The following is a 26,213-nucleotide window of genomic DNA, read 5'->3' on the forward strand; positions in this document are numbered from 1 at the left end:
TTAAGTCTACTAAGTTTAGTAGCAAATTTTTCAAAAATAAATTTTATAAAATAATAAAAATGAGCGACGATAAGAAAGTTATCTTTTCTATGAATAAGGTTTCTAAAACCTATCAATCTACAGGAAAGCAAGTTTTAAAAGATATATATTTAAGTTTTTTCTATGGTGCCAAAATTGGTATTCTTGGTTTAAACGGTTCTGGTAAATCTACTTTGTTAAAAATTATTGCAGGTGTAGAAAAAAACTTTCAAGGTGATGTTACTTTTTCGCCAGGTTATAAAGTAGGCTATTTAGAGCAAGAACCACAATTAGATCCAGAAAAAACTGTTTTAGAAGTTGTAAAAGAAGGTGTTGCAGAAACAGTTGCCATTTTAGATGAGTATAACAAAATTAACGACATGTTTGGCTTAGAAGAAGTATATTCTGATGCCGATAAGATGGAAAAGTTAATGGCGCAACAAGCCGAGTTACAAGATAAAATTGATGCAGCCAATGCTTGGGAATTAGATACCAAGTTAGAAATTGCTATGGATGCATTAAGAACACCAGATTCTGATAAGAAAATAGGTGTACTTTCTGGTGGAGAAAAAAGAAGAGTTGCTTTATGTAGACTTTTATTACAAGAACCAGAAATTTTATTATTAGATGAGCCAACAAACCATTTAGATGCAGAATCTGTACATTGGTTAGAGCATCATTTAGCACAATATAAAGGAACCGTAATTGCTGTAACACACGATAGATATTTCTTAGATAATGTTGCCGGTTGGATTTTAGAATTAGATAGAGGAGAAGGAATTCCTTGGAAAGGAAATTACTCTTCTTGGTTAGATCAAAAATCTAATAGAATGGCACAAGAAAGCAAAACAGCTTCTAAACGTCAAAAAACATTAGAACGAGAGTTAGAATGGGTAAAACAAGGTGCTAAAGGTAGACAAACAAAGCAGAAAGCTCGTTTAAAAAATTACGATAAGTTAATGAGTCAAGATCAAAAACAAGTTGATGAAAAACTTGAGATCTTTATACCAAACGGACCAAGATTAGGTACCAATGTTATTGAAGCTACTGGTGTTTCTAAAGCTTTTGATGATAAAATTTTATATGAAAACCTAGAGTTTAACCTTCCGCAAGCAGGTATTGTTGGTATTATTGGGCCAAACGGTGCTGGTAAAACAACTATCTTTAAAATGATTATGGGAGAAGAAAACCCAGATAATGGTAGTTTTAAAGTTGGTGAAACTGCTAAAATTGCATATGTAGATCAAGCACATTCAGATATAAATCCTGATAAAACAATTTGGGAAAACTTTTCTGATGGACAAGATTTAGTAATGATGGGTGGTAAGCAAGTGAATTCTCGTGCTTATTTAAGTCGTTTTAATTTCTCTGGAAGCGAGCAAAACAAAAAAGTTTCTACACTTTCTGGTGGAGAAAGAAACAGATTGCATTTGGCCATGACACTTAAAGAAGAAGGAAATGTTTTACTTTTAGATGAGCCAACAAACGATTTAGATGTAAATACTTTAAGAGCTTTAGAAGAAGGTTTAGAAAACTTTGCTGGTTGTGCGGTTGTAATTAGTCACGATAGATGGTTTTTAGATAGAATTTGTACACATATTTTAGCTTTTGAAGGTAACAGTGAAGTGTATTTCTTTGAAGGTTCTTTCTCTGATTACGAAGAGAATAAGAAGAAGCGTTTAGGTGGAGATTTAATGCCAAAACGTATTAAATACAAAAAGTTAATACGATAATAAGTTATGAAAAAATATATCTTTAAAATAACTGTATTATTGTTATTGGTATCTTTTTATTCTTGTGAAGAAGAAAGTGATTGTGAGACTCGAGAAAGATGTTATAGTGATGGTAACGGAGGGCAAACGTGTATAGATGAGCCTGTACCAGGTACTTGTTTTGATAGTGGTTTTGGTTTTTAGAAACAAAACCTCAACATCATAAATAATATAAATCCAATTAAAAAGTCCCATTTTTTATTAAAAAAAATGGGACTTTTAACTTCTACTTCTCCTATCACAATTCATCAATCATTAAGCATTTTTGAAATCATAAATTGATTTTACAAATGTAAAATAATCTCTGTTTTTGTAAACAGGTATAAACACCTGTTTTTAATTATTTCTTCTTCTAGAAGTTACTTTATTTTCCTTTTTATTTTTAGTTGTTCTTTTTCTTACAACTGGTTTTTTAGTAACTACTTTTTTTGTTCTGGTAACAGTTCTTTTAGAATTGTCTTTTTTAGTTTCAACTTTTCTTCTTGTATCAACTGTATTATTTCTACGAGTTGTTATAGAATTATTTCTATTAGATTTTGTATTTCTATTTGTTCTAGTATTTTCATTTCTATTAGTATTGCTATTTCTAGAATTGTTATTGTTTCTAGTAGTATTTGCCTTTCTGTAAGTTATATGACGTCTATTACTATTTGTCGCTTTTTTAGTAACAGGTTTTCTACGTCTTATAATATTGTTTCTTTTTCCTTTACTATTTTTGTTAGATCTATAGTAATAATATCTACTATCTTCTCTAAACTTAGTAAAGTTTCTTCTAAAGTCTCTTTTAAAGAAATAGGCATCATTATAATTATAAATGCTTCCTATATTTAGATTTATTCTAACTCCGTTATCAAAATAATAGTTGTCTTTTACATCACCGTAAAAAATTGGTTCTCCGAATCTATTATACTTTACAGTAAGGTTACCAACATTGGTAAGTCTGTTTCTATAATACCTCATAAAGACATTACCAACTCTAGATACGTTTCCTCTATAATCATAATTGATAAAAACATTACCTACACGTCTAATTCGTCCTCTAAAATCTCTTTTAATTGTAACGCCTGTAGTTCTTGTTCTAACGCCATTATAATCGTAATATGTGTTGTTATAATTTGTATCAAAATCGAAATCTCCGTTTGTAAAAATAAAAAAATCAATTCCTCTTTCTGTAAAGTTTACAGCTTCATTGTAAGAGTAATTAACCCTAATGTTGTTTGGTAAATAGTTGCCGTTTTTGGCTTCAACAGTAGAAACCATCATGAACAATCCTAATAAAATAAGTACACCTTTTTTCATAATATATGGTTTTAAGGGTTTTGTCTACTCTAATTGCTTTTCGACATCCGCATTTGGTTTAACTATTTTCAAAGAGCGTGCCAAAAAATTATAGATATGATTGTAAAATGGTAGTTTTGTATAAAATAATTTATCTAATTCGTTGTTTTGTAGTTTATTATGAATTTTAAAAAGTCGTAAATATCTTGTAAATTAGAAAAACTTTTTACGACTGTTAACAAAAAATATTTATGATTGAAGCCATCGAGCAGAATTTACAAAGAGGAGTACAATTATTAAAAAATATTTCTGATGATCAATACAGAAATAAGTCCGTAGGACCGTATCACTCAAGTATTGGTTGTCATATGAGACATATTTTAGACGTTTACTCTTGTATTTTTAATGGCTTAGAAGATGGTTATATAGACCTTTCTGTAAGAGAAAGAAATGAGTGTGCAGAGAATGAAACTAGCGTTGGGCTAGAGTATTTTAATACTGTTATAAAAAGATTGAATGAGATTTCTAAAGAAGATTTTAATAAGAGCGTTAAAATTTGTGATAATGTAGGTTTAGGAAATGAAACTGCTAATTATACAGTTGCAGCTGCGTTAATGCAAGCACAAAGTCATACCACACATCATTATGCAAGTATAGGTTATCTTATTTATCAATTAGGTATCGAATTGCCTGTTGCAGATTTTGGTTTTAACCCTAGTACAGTAAAGCGTTAATTTTGTATTTTTAGATAACATTAACATCTATAGCTTGTAAGATGGTATATATGTTGTATAATATAGATAGTTATTAATAAAATAATTAAAATATGTATTTACAGAAAATTAAGAATCATTTATTAACACTTACAATATTATTATCTACTATTGTTTACGGACAAAGCTTACCGATAAGCCATGTTGCAGAAATCGATCCTATTGCTCAAATAGAAGATCCGCAGTTAAAAACAATTTTGGTTAATGAGATTAATTCCAATAAAAAATGGAAACGATTAATTGCAGGTAAGCAAATGTCTATTGGTATTGTAGATCTAAGTGATGCAACAAATTATAGATATGCCGGTATGAATGATAATTTTATGATGTATGCCGCAAGTTTACCTAAAATAGCCATTCTTTTGGCGGCTATGGATGCTATTGAAAATAAAGAATTAGAGTATACTGATGAAATTAAAAAAGATTTACGATTAATGATTAGTAAATCGAATAATCAGGCTTCTACAAGAATGATTGATAGACTTGGTTATAAAAAGATTGAACAGGTACTAAGAGCTCCTAAAAATAAATTATACGATGAAAAAGTTGGTGGAGGTTTATGGGTAGGAAAAAGATATGCAGCTTCTGGTAAAAGAAATCCAGATCCTTTAAAAGGTTTAAGTCATGCAGCAACTACAAGACAAGTTTGTAGCTTTTATTATCAATTAGCTTTAGGTAATTTAATTAGTACAGAACGTTCTACAGAAATGTTAGAAATTATGAAAGACCCAAAGTTGCATCATAAATTTGTAAACACTCTAGATAAAATTGCACCACAAGCAACTATCTATAGAAAATCGGGTTCTTGGAGAAATTACCATTCTGATTCTGCCTTAGTTTGGGGGCCAGAAAGAAAATATATTATTGTTGCCTTAATTGATAACGATTATGGTGAACAAATAATTAGAAACTTAGTAAGACCATTAGAAAAAGTATTAAAAAAAACACGTTCTTTATAGTCTATTAAAAGGCAATTAAATCGTGAAAAAAATTATATCAAAAACATTTGGATTAAGAGATGACGAAATAAGCATCTCTTTTTTTATGTTTTTATATATTTTTATAATAATAACTACCTTATTAATAGTTAAACCAACTGTAAATGCACTTTTTGTTTCTAAATTAGGTGCAGATAGTTTGCCTTTAGGATATCTTTTAGTGGCAAGTGTTGCAGTTTTAACTTCCTATTTTTACAACAGAGCCATTAGATATTTTTCTTTGGTAAAAGTAACCGTAATCTCATTAATAATATTTAGTATTGCCTTTATAGCTTTAGGTTTAATAATTAAGTTTACAGTTATTAGCAATTGGTTATTGTACTTTTATTATACATTTATTTCTTTGTTTGCTGTAGTTGCTACTTCTCAGTTTTGGTTGTTTGCAAACATGGTTTTTAATGCAAGAGAAGCAAAAAGAAACTTTGGATTTATAGGAGCGGGTGCAATTTCTGGAGGTATATTCGGCGGATATTTAACAAGTATTATTGCAACTAGTTTTGGTAATGAAGTCGCTATTTTTGTGGCGGCTGCTTTAATTTTATTGTGTATTCCCATTTTAAAGAAAGTTTACAATTTAAAAATTAAGTTTCTAAATACGTTTAAAAGAAAACAAGTAATTGCAGATCAAGAAAACTTAGAAAGTTCTTCTTTAAACCTAATTAAAAATTCAAAACACTTAACATATATTGCTTTAATTACAGGAATTGGAGTAGTAGTAGCGAAATTAGTAGATTTTCAATTTAGTGATTTTGCTCAAAAAGCATTACCAGATTCTGATGATTTGGCTGCATTTTTTGGTTTTTGGTTTTCAACATTTAATGTAATTGCATTGGTAATTCAGTTATTTTTAACCAATAAAGTCTTAACAAGATTAGGGGTTTCTACAACCTTGTTAATTTTACCATTAACTATTGCATTTGGTAGTTTATTGTTTTTAACTTTTCCAGAACTATGGGTTTTAATCATCATAAAAGGTATTGATGGTAGCGCGAAACAATCTGTTAATAAAGCTGCAGTAGAATTGTCTATTATGCCAATTCCTATTCAAATTAAAAATCAGGCAAAGTCTTATATCGATGTTGTAATCGATAGTATAGCAACTGGTTTTGCTGGGTTTTTATTAATTTTTCTAATTAAAAGATTAAACTTAGATACAACATACATCACTGTAATTATTCTCTTTTTCACGTTTGTATGGATCTTGTTTATCTACAAACTAAGAGAAGCTTATTTTACGTCTTTTAAAGAGAATATTCAGAAAACGCTTACATTAGAAAATGTAAAAAGTAAAAAGCGTACAAATACAATTGCCGATTTTAAGCAAATTCTTTCTAGCGGAAATGAAGAAGCTATTTTAAATGCTTTAAATCGATTAAAAGATTATAAGCAAACCAATTTTAATCAGGCAATAATTCGACTTTTAGAACATCCTTCAAATAAAATAAAAACAAAAGCGATAGAATATTTAGATGCTTTTGATAGTGTTAATATTCTAGATAAAGTAGAAGTTCTTGTTTATGAAAAAGATGATTTATTGGTGTACATTGCTTTGGATTATATTTTAGCGCATTCGCCAATTTCTGATACGTCATTTTTTAATAAATATTTAAATCATTCTAATGAGTATATCGCAAACGGAGCATTACATTCTTTAGCAAAACAAAGCTATAACAATGCAAAACTAGGCTTAAAATACAATGTTTTAGGTAGGTTAGATGAAAAAGTAGTTGCTTTAAATAATGGTAATTTATCTGATAGACAAGAAGTTTTAGCTGGTTTATTAATGAGTATTGCGTATGCAAGAATGACGAGTAATTATCATTTAATTAGCAAACATTTAAAAAACAGTAATCCTTATATTGCTAAGTTTGCAACTATTTCTGCAGGTATAACTTCGGATGAAATTTTTATTGACGATTTATTAAATCTTTTACTAAAAAAGAAATATCGTAAAAGGGCTGTAAAAGCGCTTAAAAATTACGGACCTAAAATTATTGATTATCTTTTTAAACTCGATAAAAAAGGAATTTTAAAACCCTCTATAAAAAAACATTTACCTAGAATTGTAGAGTCTTTTAAAAATGAAAAATCTGTAAAAATCTTATTGCGTTTACTAAGAAGTCGAAATGCTGTAACAAGGTTATATGCTTCTAATTCTTTGGTTAAAATTTTAAAGAAGAATAAAAACTTATCTGTAAGCAACCGTGTTGTTAAAAATCAAATTTTAAGAGAAAGTAATTATTATAAAAATACATTAGAAATTATTACTTCAATAGAAAATTTAATAAACTTAGAGAGCTCTTTATCCGAAGAAGGAATAACAGAATTAAATGTAGTTAGAAATAATTTAATTTTAGAATTAGAAATACTATTAGATAACAACTTAAAAGCAATATTTAATCTTTTAAGTTTGTTGTATAATGCCGAAGATATAAAAATGACTTATGTAGGGATTCAGAGTGAAATAAAAGAAGCCAAAATTAATTCGTTAGAGTTTTTAGACAATATTTTACAAAGTAAAATTAAAACGATGGTCTTGCCAATTATAGAGTATTATGTAGTTGATGATGCTAATTACAAAGCTACTATTATAAATTTAAACCCAATAAAAGAAAGAAAAGCTCTTAGAAGAATTATTAGAATGGGGAATTTTAAATTAAAAATTCTTGTTATTAAATATGTTCAAATATCTAACTACAAGAATTTAATTTCTGTTTTGCTTCCTTTAAAACAATTTAAAAATGTAGATGTTAAAGCTTTGGCAACTAAAACATATCATCTTTTTATCTCAAATAATAATTAATTATTTTCTTCTTCTTCAGAATCAGTTTTATACTCTTCTTCTTTAATAATTGGTTTTACCGTTGGGTTTGCTTCATCTATAATATCATCAATTTTACTAGCAAGATACATGTGTGCTCCGGCAGAATTTTTGTTTAGAACATTAGACATCAAACAAACAATGTATTTTATTCCGTTAGGATGTTCAACAATAATAACAGAGTTCATATAATTAAAAACGTTACCGGCATAACTTTTACAATCAGGATTTTTTTCTCTGTCGCATTTATAATAACTACCAGATTTAAAATAGACAGCAGCACTATCTAATCGTGGAGATTTTGCGTATCTAATTCTTCTATCCGTTAAGTATAAAAGTCTTTTCATTTCTAAACTAGAAGCTTCATCAACAACATTACCTTGTTCTAATTGTAATAAAAATTTCATTAATCCTTTTGGTGTACCAATACTTCCGCCTTTTCGACCAACATATTTTCCGGCAGGTCTTGTAAACATTCCGCCTAATTTCCATTCATTCTCGGTAATTCCTAATTTTCTTAAAGGTTGATTTACTACTGAATGCGCCAAGTTTGTTAAAGAATCTCTAGGAGTTTCTTTAAAATAGTTTTCTGCTTTTTCAGCATCTAAAAAGAAATAATCTTGACCAAATGCAGCCATTAACATTGCCTCTCTATACATAACACTCGCTGCACCATTATTACTTACAGAAACCATATGATCTAACCATTCATAAAGAGAAAACTCATCACTAGCAATTACACGTCTTTTTGTTAATTTGTCTTTTTCGATATCATAAATTGGTATGGTATGATGATCTCCTGTTCCCCAATATCTAGCAGTAACTTTTATGTTTTTTAAGTAATTAGCTCTGTCATTAAAAGAATCTGGACAAAGTTTTTGCAGTTGATCAAAAACAGCCAATAAAACAGCAATTTTACCTACACTACCTGGTTGATAACCTACATTTTCTCTATGTTCTGCATATTTTAAATTATCAGGATTACTCATGTCTAACGCAGTCATAGAGTAAGCGCCAGAAGGAATAATTCTCTTTAATTTTCTTTCAAAATCTTTATCAGAAATTAATAAATCATTTACACTATCTTTTTTTCTTTTGGTTAAATTTAGTTTTATATCTGCTAATTTTTTATAAGCTCCTGCAGGTATTCTTGTATACCTTACGCTATCTAATTGAAATTTTCTAAGTTGATATAATCTTGCAATTCCTGTGCTTTCATAACCATCAATCGGGTATTTGATAAAACCAAATGATGCAAAAACTAAAACGGCTATTAATAAGTGTTTTCCTTTAATCATTATATTTTTTCTTTTAATTTAATTTCCTTGTTACTGTCAGTTTTTGGTGAAATTGCGTTTAAGTAATCAGAACTTTTTGCCTGTTTATTTTCTACAAATGGTCTTATTTGAAACAACCAAAGTTTATCATCTTTAAAACCAAACTCTACATCGTAAGCATGATTATCGTCATTTTGTTTCCCTATTTTCTCTCTTATTTCTGATGCTAATTCTCTTATTTCGTTAATATTATTGTAATTTAAAATAGGTTTGTTAAAAGTGGTATAACACTTTTTAGTGTTTCCGGTTGCAGGAAGTCTAATATAATCTGGTTGTCTTGCTGGACTTAATAAAAAACTGCTATTATCTGTAATTAATCTTGTTTCTGCAGATTGCCCATCTACAGCTCCACCAGCACCTCTGCTAAAAGCAACCGTTAAATCATTTTCAGCACCTTCATTTATCCCTTTGGTAATCATTACACCAGAATAATCTACATCTACGCTTGGTATGATTAATATTGATGGATACACATTTTCTGGATTTAATAAGTATTTCTGACGCCATTTAAAACTTCTTTCGGAATATGCAGAAGCCCAAACTTGCTTTATTCCATTTATAATTTTCTCTTCCTTTAAAATATTGAACAACGTAAGGTTTAAACCAGCTCCTGTAAATTCTTTTAAATCTTCCATATTAGTATCACTTCTTAAAAAAACAGGAACATTACCTAAATTATCTCCAAAAACTGATGAAAAATTACTTTTTAAATCTTTTATAAAAGAAGCGTCTAAATCTATATTTAAAATAGCTGTATGTAATTCTTTTAAAGATGCTATTACAAATTTTTCGATTTCATCTTCAGTAACATTTTCTTTTTTTAATTGAGTAGCCTTATTAAAAGTTTCATTTAAAAATTGCCAGTAAGTTTTATTTTTTGATGGCATTTCTTTATTCATATGCGATTTAAAAACTCCGAAAGGAATAATAATTCCGTCAACCACTTTATTTGGAAATAGGTTTTTTAATTCACCCAAATTTGCAGCTTTTGGACCGCAAAGAATACCAGAATCAGATGCTTTAACATCTTTCATATTTATAATTTTAGATACCTCTAACCTTAATTTATCGGTTGGTACCGTAATCATATTTTTAGTTCTTTCTTTTTTGTTGAATAATTTTTGCTCTTCATCCGACATGTCGTTTTCTAATTTTAGAATAACATTCCCTTTATTAGAAACAGCGTAAAAAACATTTTTATTCGCATATTTTTCTAATGATTTTAAATTATCACTAGACAAAGCGGCATTTGGTATCCCTAAATTTCTTGCTAATAATTGTACGTGAGAAACTAAGTTTCCTTCAGAAACCGTCATAATACCAGCAACAGGTTTTAAATCTGAAGGTGGTTTTTGAAAAATATAAATATTGTTAGTGTTCACTTCTATATTTTCTGGATTACCATCAACAACAATTAACTTACCAAACGCATAACCAGGATTTAAACCTCTAATTGCACCTTGGTTGCTAATATTCATAACGTTATTGTTAACATTAGAAATATCTGAAGCAAAAGTATTTAGTTTGCTTACCGTTTCCCCTAGATTAAGAGTAACCGAATTTCGAATTCTATCATCAATAAAACCGTAAGCAAAAGATTCAAAATCTGCATATTTATTTACCGTTTCTTGATAATTTGCTTTTACTAAAGATGTACTCCATTCTACAACTCTTCTCGCACTAGTTACCAAAGAATTTAAGTCTTTTAGTGTTATCTTATCATTTAGTAGTGTTGTTGCATATATTGGTTTTATCAAATCGAATTCCCAGGCTTCAACTAAACCTGTAGCGTAAGAAGCGCATGTTAAAGTTTGTGTTTTTAAGATGGTTTCTTCTAAAGTAGCGGGTTGCCACTTTTGAGTTTCGATTAATAAAATTTTTTCTAATTGATTAGTTAAATCTAAAAGTGCCAAACGATCTTTACTATTATTAAATAGCGTAATATTATATCTTAAAAAGTCTAAATTTTCTGTGATTTTAATAACAATATCTTTTGCACTTAAATTAGATTTGTCTTCATTTAAAAAATCATTTAAACTACTTAAAACGTTATTTTTATCCATTATTTTAGAAATTTCGTTAGCAATAGTTTTATAATTTAAAGGAGCATAAAACTCTTGCATTGTTTGTAAAAGTTTGTCAAAAATTTTCTTCTCTTTTGAATCTATTTTAGAAGCATTTTTTTTGATAAAACTTTCAACCAAATAAATATCTGTTTTTTCTGGATTGCCATGAATTTTAATTCTGATATCCATAAATTCTGGTATTTCTTCTGCCAAAACTTTAGATTCGCTACGCATTTTTTGTGCAATATTAGAATCGCCATTGTGCGGTATATCTTTTAAAGCTTGTCTTACCAAATAGTAATTATTGTTAACAAAACTATCGTCTTTTAAAACAGTTTCAAAAAACTGTTTTCCCCAAGCTTCTTCATCCTCAGATTGTACAGAACCTCTGTAGTATTGTCCTTTTTTAAGAACCCAACCATCATCTATACTTGCAAGATATTTACCTAATTGATATTGTTTTAATCTACTATAATTATTTTCTGAATCTAAAAAATCTTGATTGTTTAAGCTAGCTAAGATTTCTCCAAAGAATAAGTGATTTGTTTTTCTTAAATCTAATGCAGATTCTTTAAAAGACGCATGCTGAATACCACCACCAATAGAATCTGGACAAGGATCTTTAGAATCTCTAACAGAACCATCTTTACAATACCATTTTATGCGGTAATAAGGTCCGCGAATATCGTTTTTGTAAGAAGATATTAGTTTTTTTATATCATTATTAGATTTTTGTTGTGCATAATTTGTAGTTCCAAATAATAATGCAAAAGCAAAAGAGAGCAGTAGTTTTGTTTTCATGATTTGTTGTTTGATATAACAAATCTAGACTTTTAAAATGTAATAAAATATTTTAAAAGTTGAATAGAGTAACAAAAAAATTGATTGAGTTAAAAATCGTTTAATTTGCTTTTAAAACAGTCTTTTTGAAAGTGAATTTGATGTTATTTTGTTGAATATAAACTTCTTTACAATTTGTTGGGTGAATAAATTTATAATTTTCTAGGTGATTAAAGTTAGGCTCATTTAATAAAAAGAAGTTTTCAAAATCTTTGTTTCCCTTAGCATCATACCTTGCTATTTTATAAGTTTGATCATCTTTTTTTTCTTCAATTCTAAACCAAGCGCCACTTCCTATTCCGCCTAACCAAGTTCCGTTTTGTAGGTTGAAAACCTCTAAATTTGGTTTTTCTGTTCCTTTTAAATTAGGTTCGCCGTTAAATTTTTTAAAAAAAGAAGCTTTGTATTCTTTTAAAATAGATCTATTTAAATAAGTTTTAATTTCTTGTTTATAGATACAATAAATAGTATTGTTTGTATTGGCTTTAATAACATTGCCTATTGGGCTAGGAGTAAGTAAATTAGATTTTTTTAACTGCTTACCAATCTTTTTATTATTTGTAGAAGCTATAATAGTATCGGTTACAAACCTTGCGCAATTTGTACCGTTTTTTAAAAAAGCACCGTAAGGAATTTCTCTAGCATTAAGTAAACTTTTTATAAAGCTGTGTGCTTTATAAAAGTCTATTTCATCATGAACGCTAGCCACCAATCTGCCATCTCCATGGGTTTTTTCAGGATTATTTTCTATCCAAAGTAAAATTTCTTCTAAGTTTGTTAATTTGTCATTTTTAAACTCAGCATTTATTGTAACTTTTAACTCCGGATCTGTTTCTTCAGATCGAACACGACCATTACCATACGTTGTAATGTATCGGCCAAAATCGAAATATTTTATGGTTTTATTTCCTTTTTCTAATAACAGTAAAGCCGCATGACCAGCTTGTACAGCGTGTTTGCTACCAATGCCAATTTTGGGCCAAAAATTACTTAAAGTTTCCCAATAAGCAGGTCTCACAACCGTATCTGGATACGAAAGAATAATGATTATTCCGTCTGAATGCTGCATTGTTAAGAATTATTAAATATTGCTTTTAATAATATTTGAAACGTTTTAAAAGCAAAGTACAATGTAAAAACTATTAAAATAACTGCAACAACAATTAAGATATACGAAAGATATTCTTGCGAAGTATCTTCAAACTTTTTTAAAGCTTTAAAAGCCATTGTTAAGACAATAGGAGAAACAATAAAAAGTAAAATTAAGATTCCGATATGTTTTAAACCCTTGCCTAATAAGTTTACATCTGTGCTCATTTCGTATAATTTTTTATTGCATTTCTAACATTACCAAATTCTTCTAATAATGCAGCTGCTTTTTGTAAGTCGATATTTAATTCTGATGCTAACATTTTTTGCCCTCTTTCTACCAATTTATTATTAGAAAGTTGCATGTCTACCATTTTATTTCCCTTGACTTTTCCTAACTGAATCATGGTAGTTGTAGATAGCATATTTAAAACTAATTTTTGTGCAGTTCCAGCTTTCATTCTAGAACTTCCGGTTACAAATTCAGAACCTACAACAACTTCTACAGGAAAGTTTGAAACCTTCGCTAACGGACTATTTTTATTACATGTTATACAACCTGTAGCAATATTATTCTCGTTACATTTTTCTAAGGCAGCAATAACATAAGGTGTTGTGCCAGATGCAGCAATACCAACTACAATATCTTTATTTGTGATATTGTATTCTTGTAAATCTTGCCAACCTTGTAATTTAGAATCTTCTGCAAATTCAACTGCTTTTCTAATGGCAACATCTCCGCCAGCTATAATGCCAACCACTAAATCATAAGAAACACCAAAAGTTGGCGGACATTCAGAGGCATCTACAACACCCAATCTACCAGAAGTACCAGCTCCTAAATAAAATAGTCTTCCACCATTTTTTAAACTAGTAACAATATTATTTGTTAAGCTTTCTATTTGAGGTAAAGATTTTTCTACAGCTAATGGTACTGTTTTATCTTCTTTATTGATATTTTTTAATACTTCTTTTACAGACATCTTTTCTAGATGATTGTAATTAGAGTCTTGTTCTGTAGTTTTTATAAATGTCATCATTCAAAAATACAGATTTTTTGTATTCTTGAATGATGATTTAATTGAAGTTTTAGTTTTTTTCTACCAAACTAATTTCAAAAGTATCAGTTTCAGAAATATGAAAATAACCTAAAGGATAATTATCATCATTAGTAGTATTGATAATATTACCTAATAAAGCTGTTGGTGCTGTTTGAAAAGGGCCACCATCATTACCACCTGCTTGACTTGTTAAAATTTCGAAATATGTATAATAACTTTTTGAAATACCAGATAATTTGATGGTAACAGTTGCAGGTAATTCTATTTCATCTTCTTGATAAAAAGAAGAAAAATTATAAACCGCTCCGTTAAAAAATCTGTCATCTAGCGTTAAAAATATATTGTTTGTATAATCTAAAACATAAAAATTTTCGGTATTTCCGTCGTCTTCAAAAGAAACTTTTAATTCAGTTTCATTCCCAGTAAATAAAGTTTCATCACCTTGCTCTACACTAATAAAAGGCGTAGATTTTACTTTAGTGGCTTTTCCTTTAAAAGTTTCATTGTTGTAAATAACCGTTAACTCATATTCTATATTATCTTCTGGTAAAAAATCGGTTATCGGTTCGTAATTTCCTGTAGCATTTATATCAGAAAAATTAATAACAGAATTATCTGATAAATTTGTTAGAAAAACAGTTGCATTTGTAACTGTAGGAATAGTTTCTTCGAAATAATCTGCAGATTCTCTAAGTTTTACAATAGTTTTTGCGGTAACTGGGCTTTCATCAAAATAGACTTCGAAAGATGCGTCTATTATTAATTTAGGACTTATGGTTGGTACATCGACGTCTATAACTTTTTCACAATTAGAAAATAGTAAGACAATTAACGCTAAGTAAAAAAATATCTTTTTCATCTTATTAAAATTTAAAATTGTAAGTTACAGATGGCACTAAACCAAAAATAGATGTTTGTACAGCTTCGTTTCTAAAAGTTTCTTGGTTTTGTGTAAAAGCTAAAGAAGCTGCATTTTGTCTTCCGTAAACATTATAAATACCAAAAACCCATTCTCCTTGCCATTTTCTGTTTTTATTTTTTTCTGGATTTAAAGTTGCAGAAATATCTAAACGATGGTAGTTTGGCAATCTGTCTGAGTTTCGTCTATTATCATCATAAATTGGCACGTTTAAACCTTGATATTCGTATTGCCCAACCGGATAATTTGTTGGTTGACCTGTTTGAAATACAAAATTAGAATTGAATTTCCACTTATCATTTAATTTGAAGCTAGCATTTACAGAAAAATCATGTGTTTTGTCGTATGGTGTGCTGTACCATTCTCCGTTATTAATTCCTGGTTCTTCAGCTGTTCTACCTGCAGTTAATTGTTCTGATTTAGAAAGTGTGTAAGATAGCCATCCTTGAAATTTTCCTTCATTTTTTTTGAACAACATTTCTAATCCGTAAGCTCTAGCTTTACCATTTAAAATAATGGTTTCAATTTCGTTATTCGCAATTAAATTTGCGCCATTTATATAATCGATTCTATTGCTAATATCTTTGTAAAAAGTTTCTGTTTCTAATGTGTATTTTCCTTCATTAAAAGATTTAAAATAACCAACAGCATATTGATTTAATTGCTGAGGTTTTACAAAGGTTCCACTTGGTGTCCAAACATCTAATGGAGTAGGAGAAGAGGTGTTAGAAAGCAGGTGTAGATATTGAACCATTCTATTATAACTCGCTTTTATAGAAGAATTATCATCTAAAATGTAAGACATCGAAACTCTTGGTTCTAAATTGTTAAAACTTGCAAGTACATCGCTTCTTTTATAGTTTTCTACGCCAGTTGCTTCTGCAGATTCATATTTTTTAAATTCAGAATTATATACAACTGCTTGGTCATTTGCATAGGTGTTTAACTCATCTTGCCCTAATCGAGTAAAATTGCTAAATCTAACACCATATTGTAGTCTAAAATTGTCACTAATTTTATGTTCAGCATCAATATAAGCAGCAAATTCATTTGCATATTTGTCAATTAATTTTTCTGCAACAATACCAGAATCTTCTCTATTAGGAATTATTTCTCCGGGATTAAATTTGATGTAGATATTATTAATTCCGTAACTTAATTTTACTTTTTCACTCACATAATGATTAAAGTCGTATTTAAGGTTGAAGTTTGTAATGCCAGAATCCCACTCGAAGCCGACAAAGTCAAGAATCAATCCGTAGAAATAATCAGAATAAATTAAAGATAAGTTAGAAAATAATTTGTCTGTAAATAAATGATTCCAACGTAAGTTTACCACAGTATTACCATAATCGTTTACAAAATTATCACTTAACCCGAAGACATCTTTACCAAAATAAGTAGATAAAAATAAATTGTTTTTGTCGTTAAATCGGTAGTTTATTTTTGTGTTTACATCGTAAAAATAGGCTTTATTGTCATTATCAAAAAGAGGTAAAAAAATATGAGCATAAGAAGATCTACCACCAATTAAAAAAGAACTTTTCTCTTTTTCTAAAGGACCTTCGATAAGTAATCTCGAAGAAACCAAACCAACTCCACCAGTAACTTTAAAATCTTTACTATTTCCTTCTTTCTGATAAATATCTAAAACAGATGAAAGTCTTCCGCCATATTTTGCAGGAATACCACCTTTATATAATCGAACATCTTTAATTACATCAGGATTAAAAACCGAGAAAAAACCAAATAAATGAGACGAATTAAAAACAATTGCTTCGTCTAATAAAATTAAATTTTGATCTGCAGCACCACCTCTAACATTAAATCCAGAAGCTCCTTCACCTGCACTTGTAACACCTGGTAAAAGAATTAGAGATTTAATAATGTCTGCTTCTCCTAAAACAACCGGAATTTGTTTTATGGTAGAAGAAGTTAATTTATTAACACTCATTTGTGGTGTTTTTAAATTAAGTTTTTCAATATTACTTTCAATTACTATTTCATTAAGACTTTCTGTAGCTTCAAGAAGTTTAAAGTTTTTTGTAGTTTTTTCTGATAAATTAATGGTTTCTAAAAGCGTAGCGTAACCTAAGTAACTTAATTGAATTTTGTAGTTTCCTTGTGGAATTGTAATTGAATAAAATCCGTATTCGTTGGTTGTTGTACCAGCGTTTAGTTCAGGGAAATAAATTGAAACTCCAATCAAGGTTTCGTTATTAGTATTGTCATAAACAGTACCGCTAAGTGTAATTTTTTCTTGTCCTAAAATTGACAAACCAATAAAGAGAAAGAAAACAAATAGTTGTTTTTTGCGTAGCATTTTATGTTTTGTTTAATTGCAGTAATAATTAATTAAACAAAAGTACAATTCTTAATTTTAATAGAACGTTAAAAATTTAGAATAAGAATCGTATTTGTGTAAAAAATAAAATCCGGTGTAAAACACCGGATTTTATAATACTAATAATTTTAAAGATTAAATACTTGCTAAAATAGAATTTAGTAAAGTATTTGGTCTCATAGCAGCATCTGCTAAACTATCTGTTGGTTGATAATAACCACCAATATTGTTAGCGCTACCTTGAATTTCATTTAATTCTGATACAATTTTAGCTTCATTTTCTTTTAAATCGTTTGCGATTTTGGTGAACGTAGCTTTTAAGTCTGCATCTTTATCTTGATTAGCCAATCCTTCAGCCCAATACATTGCTAAATAAAAATGACTACCTCTGTTGTCTAATTCGCCAACTTTTCTTGATGGAGATTTATCGTTATCTAAAAATTTATCTGTTGCATCATCTAAAGTTTCTGATAATACAATTGCTTTTGCATTGTTGTTAACAGTACCTAAGTGTTCTAAAGAAACTGCTAATGCTAAAAATTCCCCTAAAGAATCCCAACGTAAATGGTTTTCTTCTATAAATTGTTGTACATGTTTTGGGGCAGAACCTCCGGCACCAGTTTCAAATAATCCACCACCATTCATTAACGGAACTATAGAAAGCATTTTTGCAGATGTACCAACTTCTAGAATAGGAAATAAATCTGTTAAATAATCTCTTAATACGTTACCAGAAACAGAAATTGTGTCTTCTCCTTTTACAATTCTTTCTAAAGTGAATTCTGTAGCTTCTATAGGTGATAAGATTCTAATGTCTAAGTCAGAAGTATCATGATTTGGTAAATATGTATTTACTTTTTTAATAATTTCTGCATCGTGAGCTCTGTTAGCATCTAACCAAAAAACAGCAGGTGTTTTAGAAGCTCTAGCTCTTGTAACTGCTAATTTTACCCAATCTTGAATTGGTAAATCTTTAGTTTGACACATTCTCCAGATATCTCCTTCTTCTACATTGTGCTCTAATAAAGTGTTGTTATCAGCATCTGTAACTACAACTTTACCAGCTGCAGACATTTGAAAAGTTTTATCATGAGAACCATATTCTTCTGCTTTTTGAGCCATTAAACCAACGTTAGGAACTGTACCCATTGTTGTAGGATCGAAAGCACCATTCTTTTTACAGAAATCTATAGTTGCAGCATAAATACCTGCATAAGAACTATCTGGTATTACTGCTTTTGTGTCTTGTAATTCTCCTTTAGAATTCCACATTCTTCCAGATGTTCTAATCATTGCTGGCATAGAAGCGTCAATAATTACATCAGAAGGAACGTGTAAATTAGTAATTCCTTTATCAGAATTTACCATTGCTAAATCTGCATTTTTAGCAAGAATAGCATCGATATCAGCTAAAATTTCTGCTTTCTTTTCTGCAGATACTTCTTCTAAGTTACTTAATAAGTTACCGAAACCATTGTTAACATCAACTCCAATTTCATCAAAAGTAGCAGCATGTTTTTCAAATAATTCTTTAAAATAAGTTCTAACAGCATGACCAAAAATAATTGGGTCAGAAACCTTCATCATAGTCGCTTTCATATGTAAAGAAAGTAAAACGCCTTGTGCTGTAGCATCTGCAAATTCTTTATCTAAGAAAGAAAGCAATGCTTTTTTACTCATTACAGTTGCATCTATAATTTCACCATCAATTAAAGATAAATTTTCTTTTAAGACAGTCTTAGTTCCGTTATCTGCAACGTGTGTAATTGTTACGTTTGTAGCATTATTTATTGTAACAGATTTTTCGTTGTGTGCAAAGTCACCTTCGCTCATTGTAGCTACATGTGTTTTAGAATCTGCACCCCAAGCACCCATAGAATGTGGGTTTTTACGTGCATAATTTTTAATAGCTTTTGGCGCTCTTCTGTCAGAGTTACCTTCTCTTAAAACAGGGTTTACTGCAGATCCTTTTACCTTATTATAAAGAGCTAATACAGCTTTATCTTCATCTGTTGTAACTTCTTCTGGATAATCTGGTAAACTATAGCCTAAATCTTGTAATTCTGATATTGCAGCTTTTAACTGTGGTACAGAAGCACTAATATTAGGTAATTTAATAATATTAGCTTCTGGCTTTTTAGCCAAATTACCTAAATATGCTAAAGCGTCTTCTACTCTGTGTTCTTCTGATAAATAATCAGAAAAGTTAGCAAGAATTCTAGAAGCTAAAGAAATATCTTTTACTTCAATTTCTATATTAGAAGATTTTGTAAATGCTTTTACTATTGGTAAAAAAGAACGTGTTGCTAAAGCAGGAGCTTCATCAGTTTTTGTATATACAATTTTGGCTATTTTGCTCATTTTTAATTGTTTTTTAGAAATTAAACTTTATACGAAATGGATTTCGTAAAAAAAGTGGAACAAATTTATGAATTTAATGTGAAATTCTAATTGTTTAATTGTTATTAATTACCTTGTTTTTGTAGGGGATTGATAATAAAAAGCATGTATTGATGTGAATATGTTTTTATTCGAAAAATTAAACAAAATTTAACTATTTGTTCATCTTTATTGAGGTTAATTTTTGGGTTACAGCCTTTTAATATAGAAGGTTTTAAATTAGTTTAAAACAAAAAAAAGCACTGTAATAAAACAGTGCTTTTTAGTATTTTTATAAATTGAAGAATTATCTTCTTTTTTCTGTAATTCTAGCTTTTTTACCAGTAAGACTTCTAAAGTAAAAGATTCTAGCTCTACGAACTTTACCTCTTTTATTAACTTCAATTTTTTGAATAGAAGGTAAGTTTACAGGAAAGATTCTTTCTACACCTACAGTACCAGACATTTTTCTGATAGTAAAAGTTTCAGAAGCTCCTACACCTCTTCTTTGAATAACTACACCTCTAAAAAACTGAGTACGTACTTTTTCACCTTCTTTAATTTCATAATAAACAGTGATTGTATCACCTGCTGCAAATTCTGCAAATTCTTTTTTTGTTACAAATTCGTCTTGTACAAATTTTACTAAAGATTCCATATCTTTTAATTTAATTGGTTTTGTAAAACAACATTCACGATTTTTTCGTCAGAGGTTAATTTAGCGGTTGCAAAAGTAGTACTTTTTTTTAGTTCTAAAAACTAAATGCGAACTATTTTTAAGGTTGATAGTCAGTACAATAGAAAATCCAGAATTTTCTACTCTCTTTATTGTTTATTTTGATGATAATTGGTTCTAATTCAGTTACCTTTTTAAATTTATTAGTTAATAAACTATCAATTTTACCTATTTTATTTTTGTCTTTAAAACGCTTGTCAGAATCTATAAAAATTGCGTTTTTACCTTTTAAATCATTTAAATTATCGCCTAAATAATCAAAATGTAAAGCTGGTAAACCAATAATGTTTTGGGCGTACACTTTATCATCCATAAAAAAGTTTAGTGCTGCCGAAGTTTTATAGTTATCATTAGAAAAAACAAAAGCGTCTGTATATTGTTCTTTTAATTTTTCTGTTTCTGTTGCTAATTCTTTCCATCCAACCCAAGTGTCATCACTTTTAATAGGAACTAGATAAAAGATAATTTGTAAGCTAACTAACAAATGAAATACAATAGAAAATATAAGCTGAATTTTTAGTAACTTTTTACTGATAAACATTCCTGCAATAATTACTCCGGTGATGTACGATGGCATCATCCAATTTAATTTTACCCAATATATAGGTGTCAATAAAAAGAAACCTAAAAAAGTTGGAATAAAAAAAGCTAATAAAAACAATGTTTTAGCTTGCGGAATTTTAAATTTTGTAACAGCTCTTTTTACATATTTAAAAGTAAAAGTTATAAAAATTAGAAATAAAATAGGCAGCAATAAAAACATTTGATGGCCAATTGCGCCAAAGAAATAGTTCGGTGAAATTTTAAATTCTGTTATAGAGCTTGTTCTTTCTGATGATTGAAAAGCAAACGAAGCGAAATCGTTTTGATAATTCCAATACCAAACAGGAAAAGTAACTGCAACAGAAATTATTAAAGAAAACCACAACCATGGTGATAGTAACAATTTTCTATATTTATTAGAGAAAATTAAAAATGCTAACAAACCAAATTGCAATAAAATCGCAGTGTATTTACTGTTAAATGCAAGTCCCATTGCCAAACCAGCAAAAACCCAATACCATTTTTTACTCTCGAAAATTGCTTTGTAAAGGCTAATTAAACTTAGTGACCAAAATAATAATAAAGGTACATCTGGAGTTGAGTTAAACGATAGAATCGAAATAAATATGGTAGAAGCTAATAATACAAAAGCTCGTTCTAATTTTTGTTTGGGTAAAAAATAAGAAGCTAATTTGTAAAAACTAAGAATAGTTAAAGAGGTAATAAAAAAATCGGCAAATTTTACTACAAAAATAGAGGTGCCAAAAATATCTGTAAATAATCTTAAAATATATCCAATCATCCCTGGATGATCAAAATAAGATAAAGATAAATTTTGTCCGTATAAATAATAATACGCATCTTGAGGCATTAAGCCCATAAATGGTAAAAGTAAAATTCTAAATAATTGAAAACCTAAAACCCAAGAAATTGCTTTGTGTTGCTTTATATAATTTAGTAATGTTTCCAAATAAATAAAATTTAAAATGTTTTTTTACGAATTTTCGTCTAGTAAATCAGGTCTTATTTCTTGTGTTCTTTCATAAGCTTTGTCAGTTCTCCAATCATCAATTTTTGGGAAATTACCAGATAATAAAATTTCAGGAACCTTATTTCCTTCAAAATCTGAAGGTCTAGTATAAACTGGCGGAGATAATAAGTTGTCTTGAAAAGAGTCTGTAAGTGCGGATTGTTCATCACCAATAACTCCCGGAATTAATCGAACCACAGCATCAACTAATACAGCAGCAGCTAATTCGCCTCCAGTTAACACATAATCTCCAATAGAAATTTCTTTTGTTATAAATAAATCTCTAATTCTTTGATCTACACCTTTATAATGTCCTGTTAAGATTAAGATGTTTTCTTTTAAAGAAAGTGTATTTGCAGTACTTTGGTTTAATGTTTTTGCATCCGGAGTCATATAAATTATTTCATCATATTTTCTTTCCGATTGTAGCTTTCTAATACAGTTTGCAATCGGTTCTATCATCATAACCATACCTGCACCACCACCAAATTGTGTGTCGTCTATTTGTTTATAGTTTCCTAAACCGTATTCGCGTAAATCGTGAATTATAATTTCTGCCAATCCTTTTTCTTTAGCGCGTTTAACTATAGAATGATTAAACGGACTTTCTAATAAGGCTGGAGCAACTGAAATAATATCTATTCGCATTTTGCAAATGTAAGTTTTTTAAAGAATTATAAAATAACTTTTTTTAATTGGCTTTTTTTTAAAACTTCTTTCCATTTGTTTGATTCTACAAACTCTTCAATTATTATTTTTTTCTAAAACTTTTCTATGGATTTTATAAAAACAAATAATTTGTTAACTCTAAAAAACTGGAAAAAAGAAAATTGATAATAAAAACACCTATCATCAAAATAGTAGTACTGTTTAGACGATAGATGTTTTTTTAGTTTTTACCATTTATTGGTAAAAAGTTTTGGCAATATTTTAAATATTATTTTCTAGTAATTTCTCCACAACCAATTCTTGCACCTGCTGCGCCAGAAGGTTGAGAGCTAAAATCGTCGGGTCCTTGATGAATTATAATCGCATGACCAACCACATTTTTTAAATCATTTTCGCCGCCAACTGCCCATAAATCTGTTTTTCTTTCAATAGAACCTTTACCAGTTTCATCAACAACTAAATTTCCTATATCACCAATATGAAAAGGATCTTGTAACCATTTTCCATGATTTTTTTCGGTCGGATTCCAGTGTCCGCCAGCAGATTTTCCATCATCCGAAGAACAATCAGCAATTTTATGAATATGAATTGCATGATTTCCTTCAGAAAGTCCTCTTACTTCTGCTGTCATGGTAACCATGCCATCTTGTTCTGTAAAAGTTACAGTTCCAGAAATATCGCTACCACTTTTTGGGCTAATAACAGCAACTGCTTTTTTTGGATTTGAACTACAGGCGCTTAAAATTATAATTGTTAAAAGAAATAATGATGTTTTTTTTAAATACTTCATAAAATATATTTTTTAATTATTTTCTATTCGGATACCAATCTAGCTGCACAACTTCGATAGAATTATCGTTTTTATTTACGATTTCTTTAAATTTAGTAACATCGCTTAAACCTTCTGTACCTCTGTAATGATATGGGTAAATTTGTTTTGGTTTAAAGGCTAAAACAGCATCTGCAGCACTTTCTACCGTCATAGTATAAGGTAAATTCATGCAAATAAATGCTTTGTCAATATTCTTTAGATTGCGCATTTCTGGTATATCTTCTGTGTCTCCAGAAAAGTAAATTCTTTCGTTATTAATGGTTAAAATATAGCCGTTTCCTCTTCCTTTAGAGTGAAATTTTAAAGCTTCTTCTCTTAAATTATACATCGGAATTGCCTCTACATTAAAATTTGTAAAATTTTTAGTTTCACTATTATTAATTACAATAATCTCTTTTGCATTAATGTCTTTAATTTTTTCTGCTACCGCTTTTGGTGCTATTATTTTTGTTGATGATAGGTCTAGAGCTTTTAGTGTTTTTAAATCCATGTGATCACCATGAATATCAGTAATTAAAACATAAGTAGGTTTTTTAAAACCAGAAAAAGCCTCTTGACCTAAAGTTGGGTCTAAATAAATAATTTCGTCTTTAAAAGTTAATACAGCAGTTGCATGCGAAATTGGTGTAATCTTTAAATCAGAAGTATTGGTTGTTTTTTCTGTTGATGTAACTGTTTTTTCACTTTGTTTTTTAGTTTCTTCTTTTTTACAAGATAAAATAGAAAAAGCTACAATTAATAAGTACGTTATTTTAAGTTTCATTATTATGTGTTTTTTTACGATTTAATCAAAGATAAGAACTTTAAATTTCCTTTTCTGTTAAGCTTTTTTTAATTCTGAAACCTTTTTTAATGTTTTGTTAAATATCTTTTAAAAACCTCGATAAAAAAGAGATTTTTTTTATCTTTAAAAATTAATATTTATCAGATGAAAACAGAAAAATATAGAGTTTCTAGTGCTATTAAATTACAAGATTTTAATACAAAAGAAGTTCTAGAAGACGCAGAAAAATCATTAAAAAAATTGCGTAAAAAAATAAGTAAAATGCAAGATGCTATGTATGCCGAAGGTAAATATAGTGTGTTAATTTGCTTACAAGGTATGGACACTTCTGGTAAAGATAGCCTAATTAGAGAGGTTTTTAAAAACGTAAATGCAAGAGGTGTAGAAGTGCATAGTTTTAAAGTGCCTACAGAATTAGAGCTAAAACACGACTTTATGTGGAGGCATTATATAGCTTTGCCAGCAAAAGGTAAAATAGGTGTTTTTAATAGAACACATTATGAAAACGTTTTGGTAACAAGAGTGCATCCAGAATATGTTTTCGGCGAAAACATACCAACCGTAAAAAGTTTAGTCGATTTAGACGATGCTTTTTATCATGATAGAATGGATAGAATTAATGAGTTTGAAAGTCATTTAGCAAAAAACGGAACGATAGTTCTTAAATTCTTTTTAAATCTATCTAAAGAAGAACAAAAAAATAGATTGTTAAGAAGATTGAATATACCAGAAAAGAATTGGAAGTTTTCTGCAGGAGATTTAAAAGAGCGCAAATTGTGGGATAAATATCAGTTTTGTTATGAAGATTTATTAAACAGAACATCAAAAGAAAATGCACCTTGGTTTATAATTCCGGCAGATGATAAACCTTCTGCTAGATATATTTTAGCAGAAATATTAAAAAAAGAATTAGATACATACGATTTTAAAGCACCAGAATTGCCAGCTAAAGATGCCGCAAGAATCGAAGAATTTAAAAATCAATTAAACAACGAATAAATAAGTAGTAAACTAAAATATTGTGTTTTAGTTTTTTGCTTTTAGAAAATATAAAAATGAATTTAAACTTAACAAAACCAATTGTATTTTTCGATTTAGAAACTACAGGAGTTAATATTGCCACAGATAGAATTGTAGAAATTGCAATTTTAAAAGTTTTTCCTAACGGAAATAAAGAAAGTAAAACGTGGTTGGTAAATCCTGAGATTGAAATTCCACAAAGTTCTATAGATGTTCATGGAATAACAAACGAAAAAATTGCAAATGAGCCAACTTTTAAAGAATTGGCAACCGAGGTAAGCGCTATGATTGAAGGTTGTGATTTGGCAGGTTTTAATTCTAATAGATTCGATATACCACTTTTAGCAGAAGAATTAATGCGTGCCGGAATCGATTTTGATATGCAAGATCGAAAAGCAATTGATGTACAAGTTATTTTTCATAAAAAAGAGCAAAGAACATTAAGCGCAGGATATCAGTTTTATTGCGGTAGAGAGTTAGAAGGCGCTCATGGTGCAGAAGCAGATACAAATGCAACGTACGAAATTTTGTTAGCTCAGTTAGATAAATACGACGATATAGAAAATACTGTAGATGCTTTAAGTGAATATTCTACACATGGCGAAAGAGCAGATTTTGCAGGTTTTATTTTGATGAACGATAAAAAGCAAGAGATTTTTTCTTTCGGAAAGTATAAAGGCAGAACGGTAGAAGAAGTTTTTAAAGAAAATCCTGGGTACAATAACTGGATGCAAAATGCAGATTTTCCGTTGTACACAAAAAAGGTTTTAAGACAAATAAAAGAAAGAATGAATCCGCCAAAAAAGAAAATGACGGATGCAGAAAAGTTACAAGCGTTGCAACAAAAGTTTAATTTAAGATAGAATTACTTTTTTTGACGAATAACAATTGTAAAATAAAATAA

The 26,213-nt window shown here is 29.1% G+C and carries 21 protein-coding genes; 7 read left to right on the plus strand and 14 right to left on the minus strand.

The features are described 5' to 3' along the window. Window positions 1-59 precede the first annotated feature (59 nt). Together ettA and B5464_RS14365 are read left to right on the plus strand one after the other, a co-directional pair. On the plus strand, window positions 60-1,751 hold the full coding sequence (ettA, locus tag B5464_RS10890) for an energy-dependent translational throttle protein EttA (protein WP_079738383.1): 1,692 nt from the start codon (window positions 60-62) through the stop codon (window positions 1,749-1,751). Window positions 1,752-1,757: 6 nt separating this feature from the next. Beyond that, window positions 1,758-1,934 carry a hypothetical protein gene (locus tag B5464_RS14365; RefSeq protein WP_154066963.1) on the plus strand — a complete coding sequence of 59 codons (177 nt, stop codon included), beginning with the start codon at window positions 1,758-1,760 and terminating at the stop codon, window positions 1,932-1,934. Between the two features lie 192 nt (window positions 1,935-2,126). Here B5464_RS14365 and B5464_RS10895 read toward each other — a convergent pair whose 3' ends face one another. Continuing rightward, window positions 2,127-3,089 carry a hypothetical protein gene (locus B5464_RS10895; RefSeq protein ID WP_079738384.1) on the minus strand — a complete coding sequence of 321 codons (963 nt, stop codon included), beginning with the start codon at window positions 3,087-3,089 and terminating at the stop codon, window positions 2,127-2,129. A 230-nt stretch (window positions 3,090-3,319) separates the two neighbouring features. On the opposite strand from B5464_RS10895, the gene B5464_RS10900 reads away from it, so the two are divergent. From B5464_RS10900 to B5464_RS10910, 3 genes are all read left to right on the plus strand, one after another. Continuing rightward, window positions 3,320-3,802 (plus strand): DinB family protein, encoded by a 483-nt coding sequence (locus B5464_RS10900; RefSeq protein WP_079738385.1) that lies wholly within the window; start codon window positions 3,320-3,322, stop codon window positions 3,800-3,802. A gap of 92 nt (window positions 3,803-3,894) precedes the next feature. Further along, window positions 3,895-4,800, plus strand: a complete 906-nt coding sequence (locus tag B5464_RS10905; protein ID WP_079738386.1) for a serine hydrolase — start codon at window positions 3,895-3,897, stop codon at window positions 4,798-4,800. A gap of 22 nt (window positions 4,801-4,822) precedes the next feature. Next, the gene (locus B5464_RS10910; protein WP_079738387.1) at window positions 4,823-7,642 is read left to right on the plus strand and encodes an NTP/NDP exchange transporter; all 2,820 of its coding nucleotides are present in this window, start codon (window positions 4,823-4,825) and stop codon (window positions 7,640-7,642) included. Here B5464_RS10910 and B5464_RS10915 read toward each other — a convergent pair. The 13 genes from B5464_RS10915 to B5464_RS10975 form a co-directional block, all read right to left on the minus strand. Further along, a complete protein-coding gene (locus B5464_RS10915; protein WP_079738388.1) occupies window positions 7,639-8,958 on the minus strand; it encodes a serine hydrolase in 1,320 nt (439 codons plus the stop codon). The genes B5464_RS10910 and B5464_RS10915 overlap by 4 nt on opposite strands. Further along, the gene (locus B5464_RS10920; protein WP_079738389.1) at window positions 8,958-11,864 is read right to left on the minus strand and encodes a PEP/pyruvate-binding domain-containing protein; all 2,907 of its coding nucleotides are present in this window, start codon (window positions 11,862-11,864) and stop codon (window positions 8,958-8,960) included. The genes B5464_RS10915 and B5464_RS10920 overlap by 1 nt, the downstream gene beginning before the upstream one ends. A 100-nt stretch (window positions 11,865-11,964) precedes the next feature. After that, window positions 11,965-12,972 (minus strand): DUF6695 family protein, encoded by a 1,008-nt coding sequence (locus B5464_RS10925; RefSeq protein WP_079738390.1) that lies wholly within the window; start codon window positions 12,970-12,972, stop codon window positions 11,965-11,967. A 2-nt stretch (window positions 12,973-12,974) separates the two neighbouring features. After that, complete coding sequence (locus tag B5464_RS10930) at window positions 12,975-13,220, minus strand: DUF6095 family protein (protein ID WP_077808764.1); 246 nt, start codon at window positions 13,218-13,220, stop codon at window positions 12,975-12,977. Continuing rightward, on the minus strand, window positions 13,217-14,029 hold the full coding sequence (gene murQ, locus B5464_RS10935; RefSeq protein WP_079738391.1) for an N-acetylmuramic acid 6-phosphate etherase: 813 nt from the start codon (window positions 14,027-14,029) through the stop codon (window positions 13,217-13,219). The genes B5464_RS10930 and murQ overlap by 4 nt, the downstream gene beginning before the upstream one ends. A gap of 52 nt (window positions 14,030-14,081) precedes the next feature. Continuing rightward, a complete protein-coding gene (locus B5464_RS10940) occupies window positions 14,082-14,912 on the minus strand; it encodes a DUF4249 family protein (protein ID WP_079738392.1) in 831 nt (276 codons plus the stop codon). A gap of 4 nt (window positions 14,913-14,916) precedes the next feature. Next, window positions 14,917-17,295: a TonB-dependent receptor gene (locus B5464_RS10945; RefSeq protein WP_079738393.1), complete on the minus strand. Its 2,379-nt coding sequence runs from the start codon at window positions 17,293-17,295 to the stop codon at window positions 14,917-14,919. Window positions 17,296-17,451: 156 nt separating this feature from the next. Beyond that, window positions 17,452-19,677 carry an NADP-dependent isocitrate dehydrogenase gene (locus tag B5464_RS10950; protein ID WP_079738394.1) on the minus strand — a complete coding sequence of 742 codons (2,226 nt, stop codon included), beginning with the start codon at window positions 19,675-19,677 and terminating at the stop codon, window positions 17,452-17,454. 325 nt (window positions 19,678-20,002) lie between these two features. After that, entirely contained in the window at window positions 20,003-20,353 is a 351-nt protein-coding gene (gene rplS / locus B5464_RS10955; RefSeq protein WP_077808769.1) for a 50S ribosomal protein L19, read from the minus strand. A gap of 118 nt (window positions 20,354-20,471) precedes the next feature. Beyond that, window positions 20,472-21,944, minus strand: a complete 1,473-nt coding sequence (locus B5464_RS10960; RefSeq protein ID WP_231963596.1) for a glycosyltransferase family 39 protein — start codon at window positions 21,942-21,944, stop codon at window positions 20,472-20,474. Between the two features lie 24 nt (window positions 21,945-21,968). After that, window positions 21,969-22,652 carry a tRNA (guanosine(37)-N1)-methyltransferase TrmD gene (trmD, locus tag B5464_RS10965; RefSeq protein ID WP_077808771.1) on the minus strand — a complete coding sequence of 228 codons (684 nt, stop codon included), beginning with the start codon at window positions 22,650-22,652 and terminating at the stop codon, window positions 21,969-21,971. Window positions 22,653-22,941: 289 nt separating this feature from the next. Then, the gene (locus B5464_RS10970) at window positions 22,942-23,463 is read right to left on the minus strand and encodes a superoxide dismutase family protein (RefSeq protein ID WP_079738396.1); all 522 of its coding nucleotides are present in this window, start codon (window positions 23,461-23,463) and stop codon (window positions 22,942-22,944) included. Window positions 23,464-23,479: 16 nt separating this feature from the next. Beyond that, window positions 23,480-24,268: an MBL fold metallo-hydrolase gene (locus tag B5464_RS10975; protein WP_079738397.1), complete on the minus strand. Its 789-nt coding sequence runs from the start codon at window positions 24,266-24,268 to the stop codon at window positions 23,480-23,482. A 165-nt stretch (window positions 24,269-24,433) separates the two neighbouring features. On the opposite strand from B5464_RS10975, the gene B5464_RS10980 reads away from it, so the two are divergent. Continuing rightward, on the plus strand, window positions 24,434-25,288 hold the full coding sequence (locus B5464_RS10980; protein WP_079738398.1) for a PPK2 family polyphosphate kinase: 855 nt from the start codon (window positions 24,434-24,436) through the stop codon (window positions 25,286-25,288). A gap of 56 nt (window positions 25,289-25,344) precedes the next feature. Further along, the gene (locus B5464_RS10985; RefSeq protein ID WP_079738399.1) at window positions 25,345-26,172 is read left to right on the plus strand and encodes a 3'-5' exonuclease; all 828 of its coding nucleotides are present in this window, start codon (window positions 25,345-25,347) and stop codon (window positions 26,170-26,172) included. Window positions 26,173-26,213 lie beyond the last annotated feature (41 nt).

Origin of the sequence: Polaribacter sp. KT 15 (genome assembly GCF_900143115.1) — a bacterium.
GTDB classification, from domain to species: Bacteria; Bacteroidota; Bacteroidia; order Flavobacteriales; family Flavobacteriaceae; genus Polaribacter; species Polaribacter marinaquae.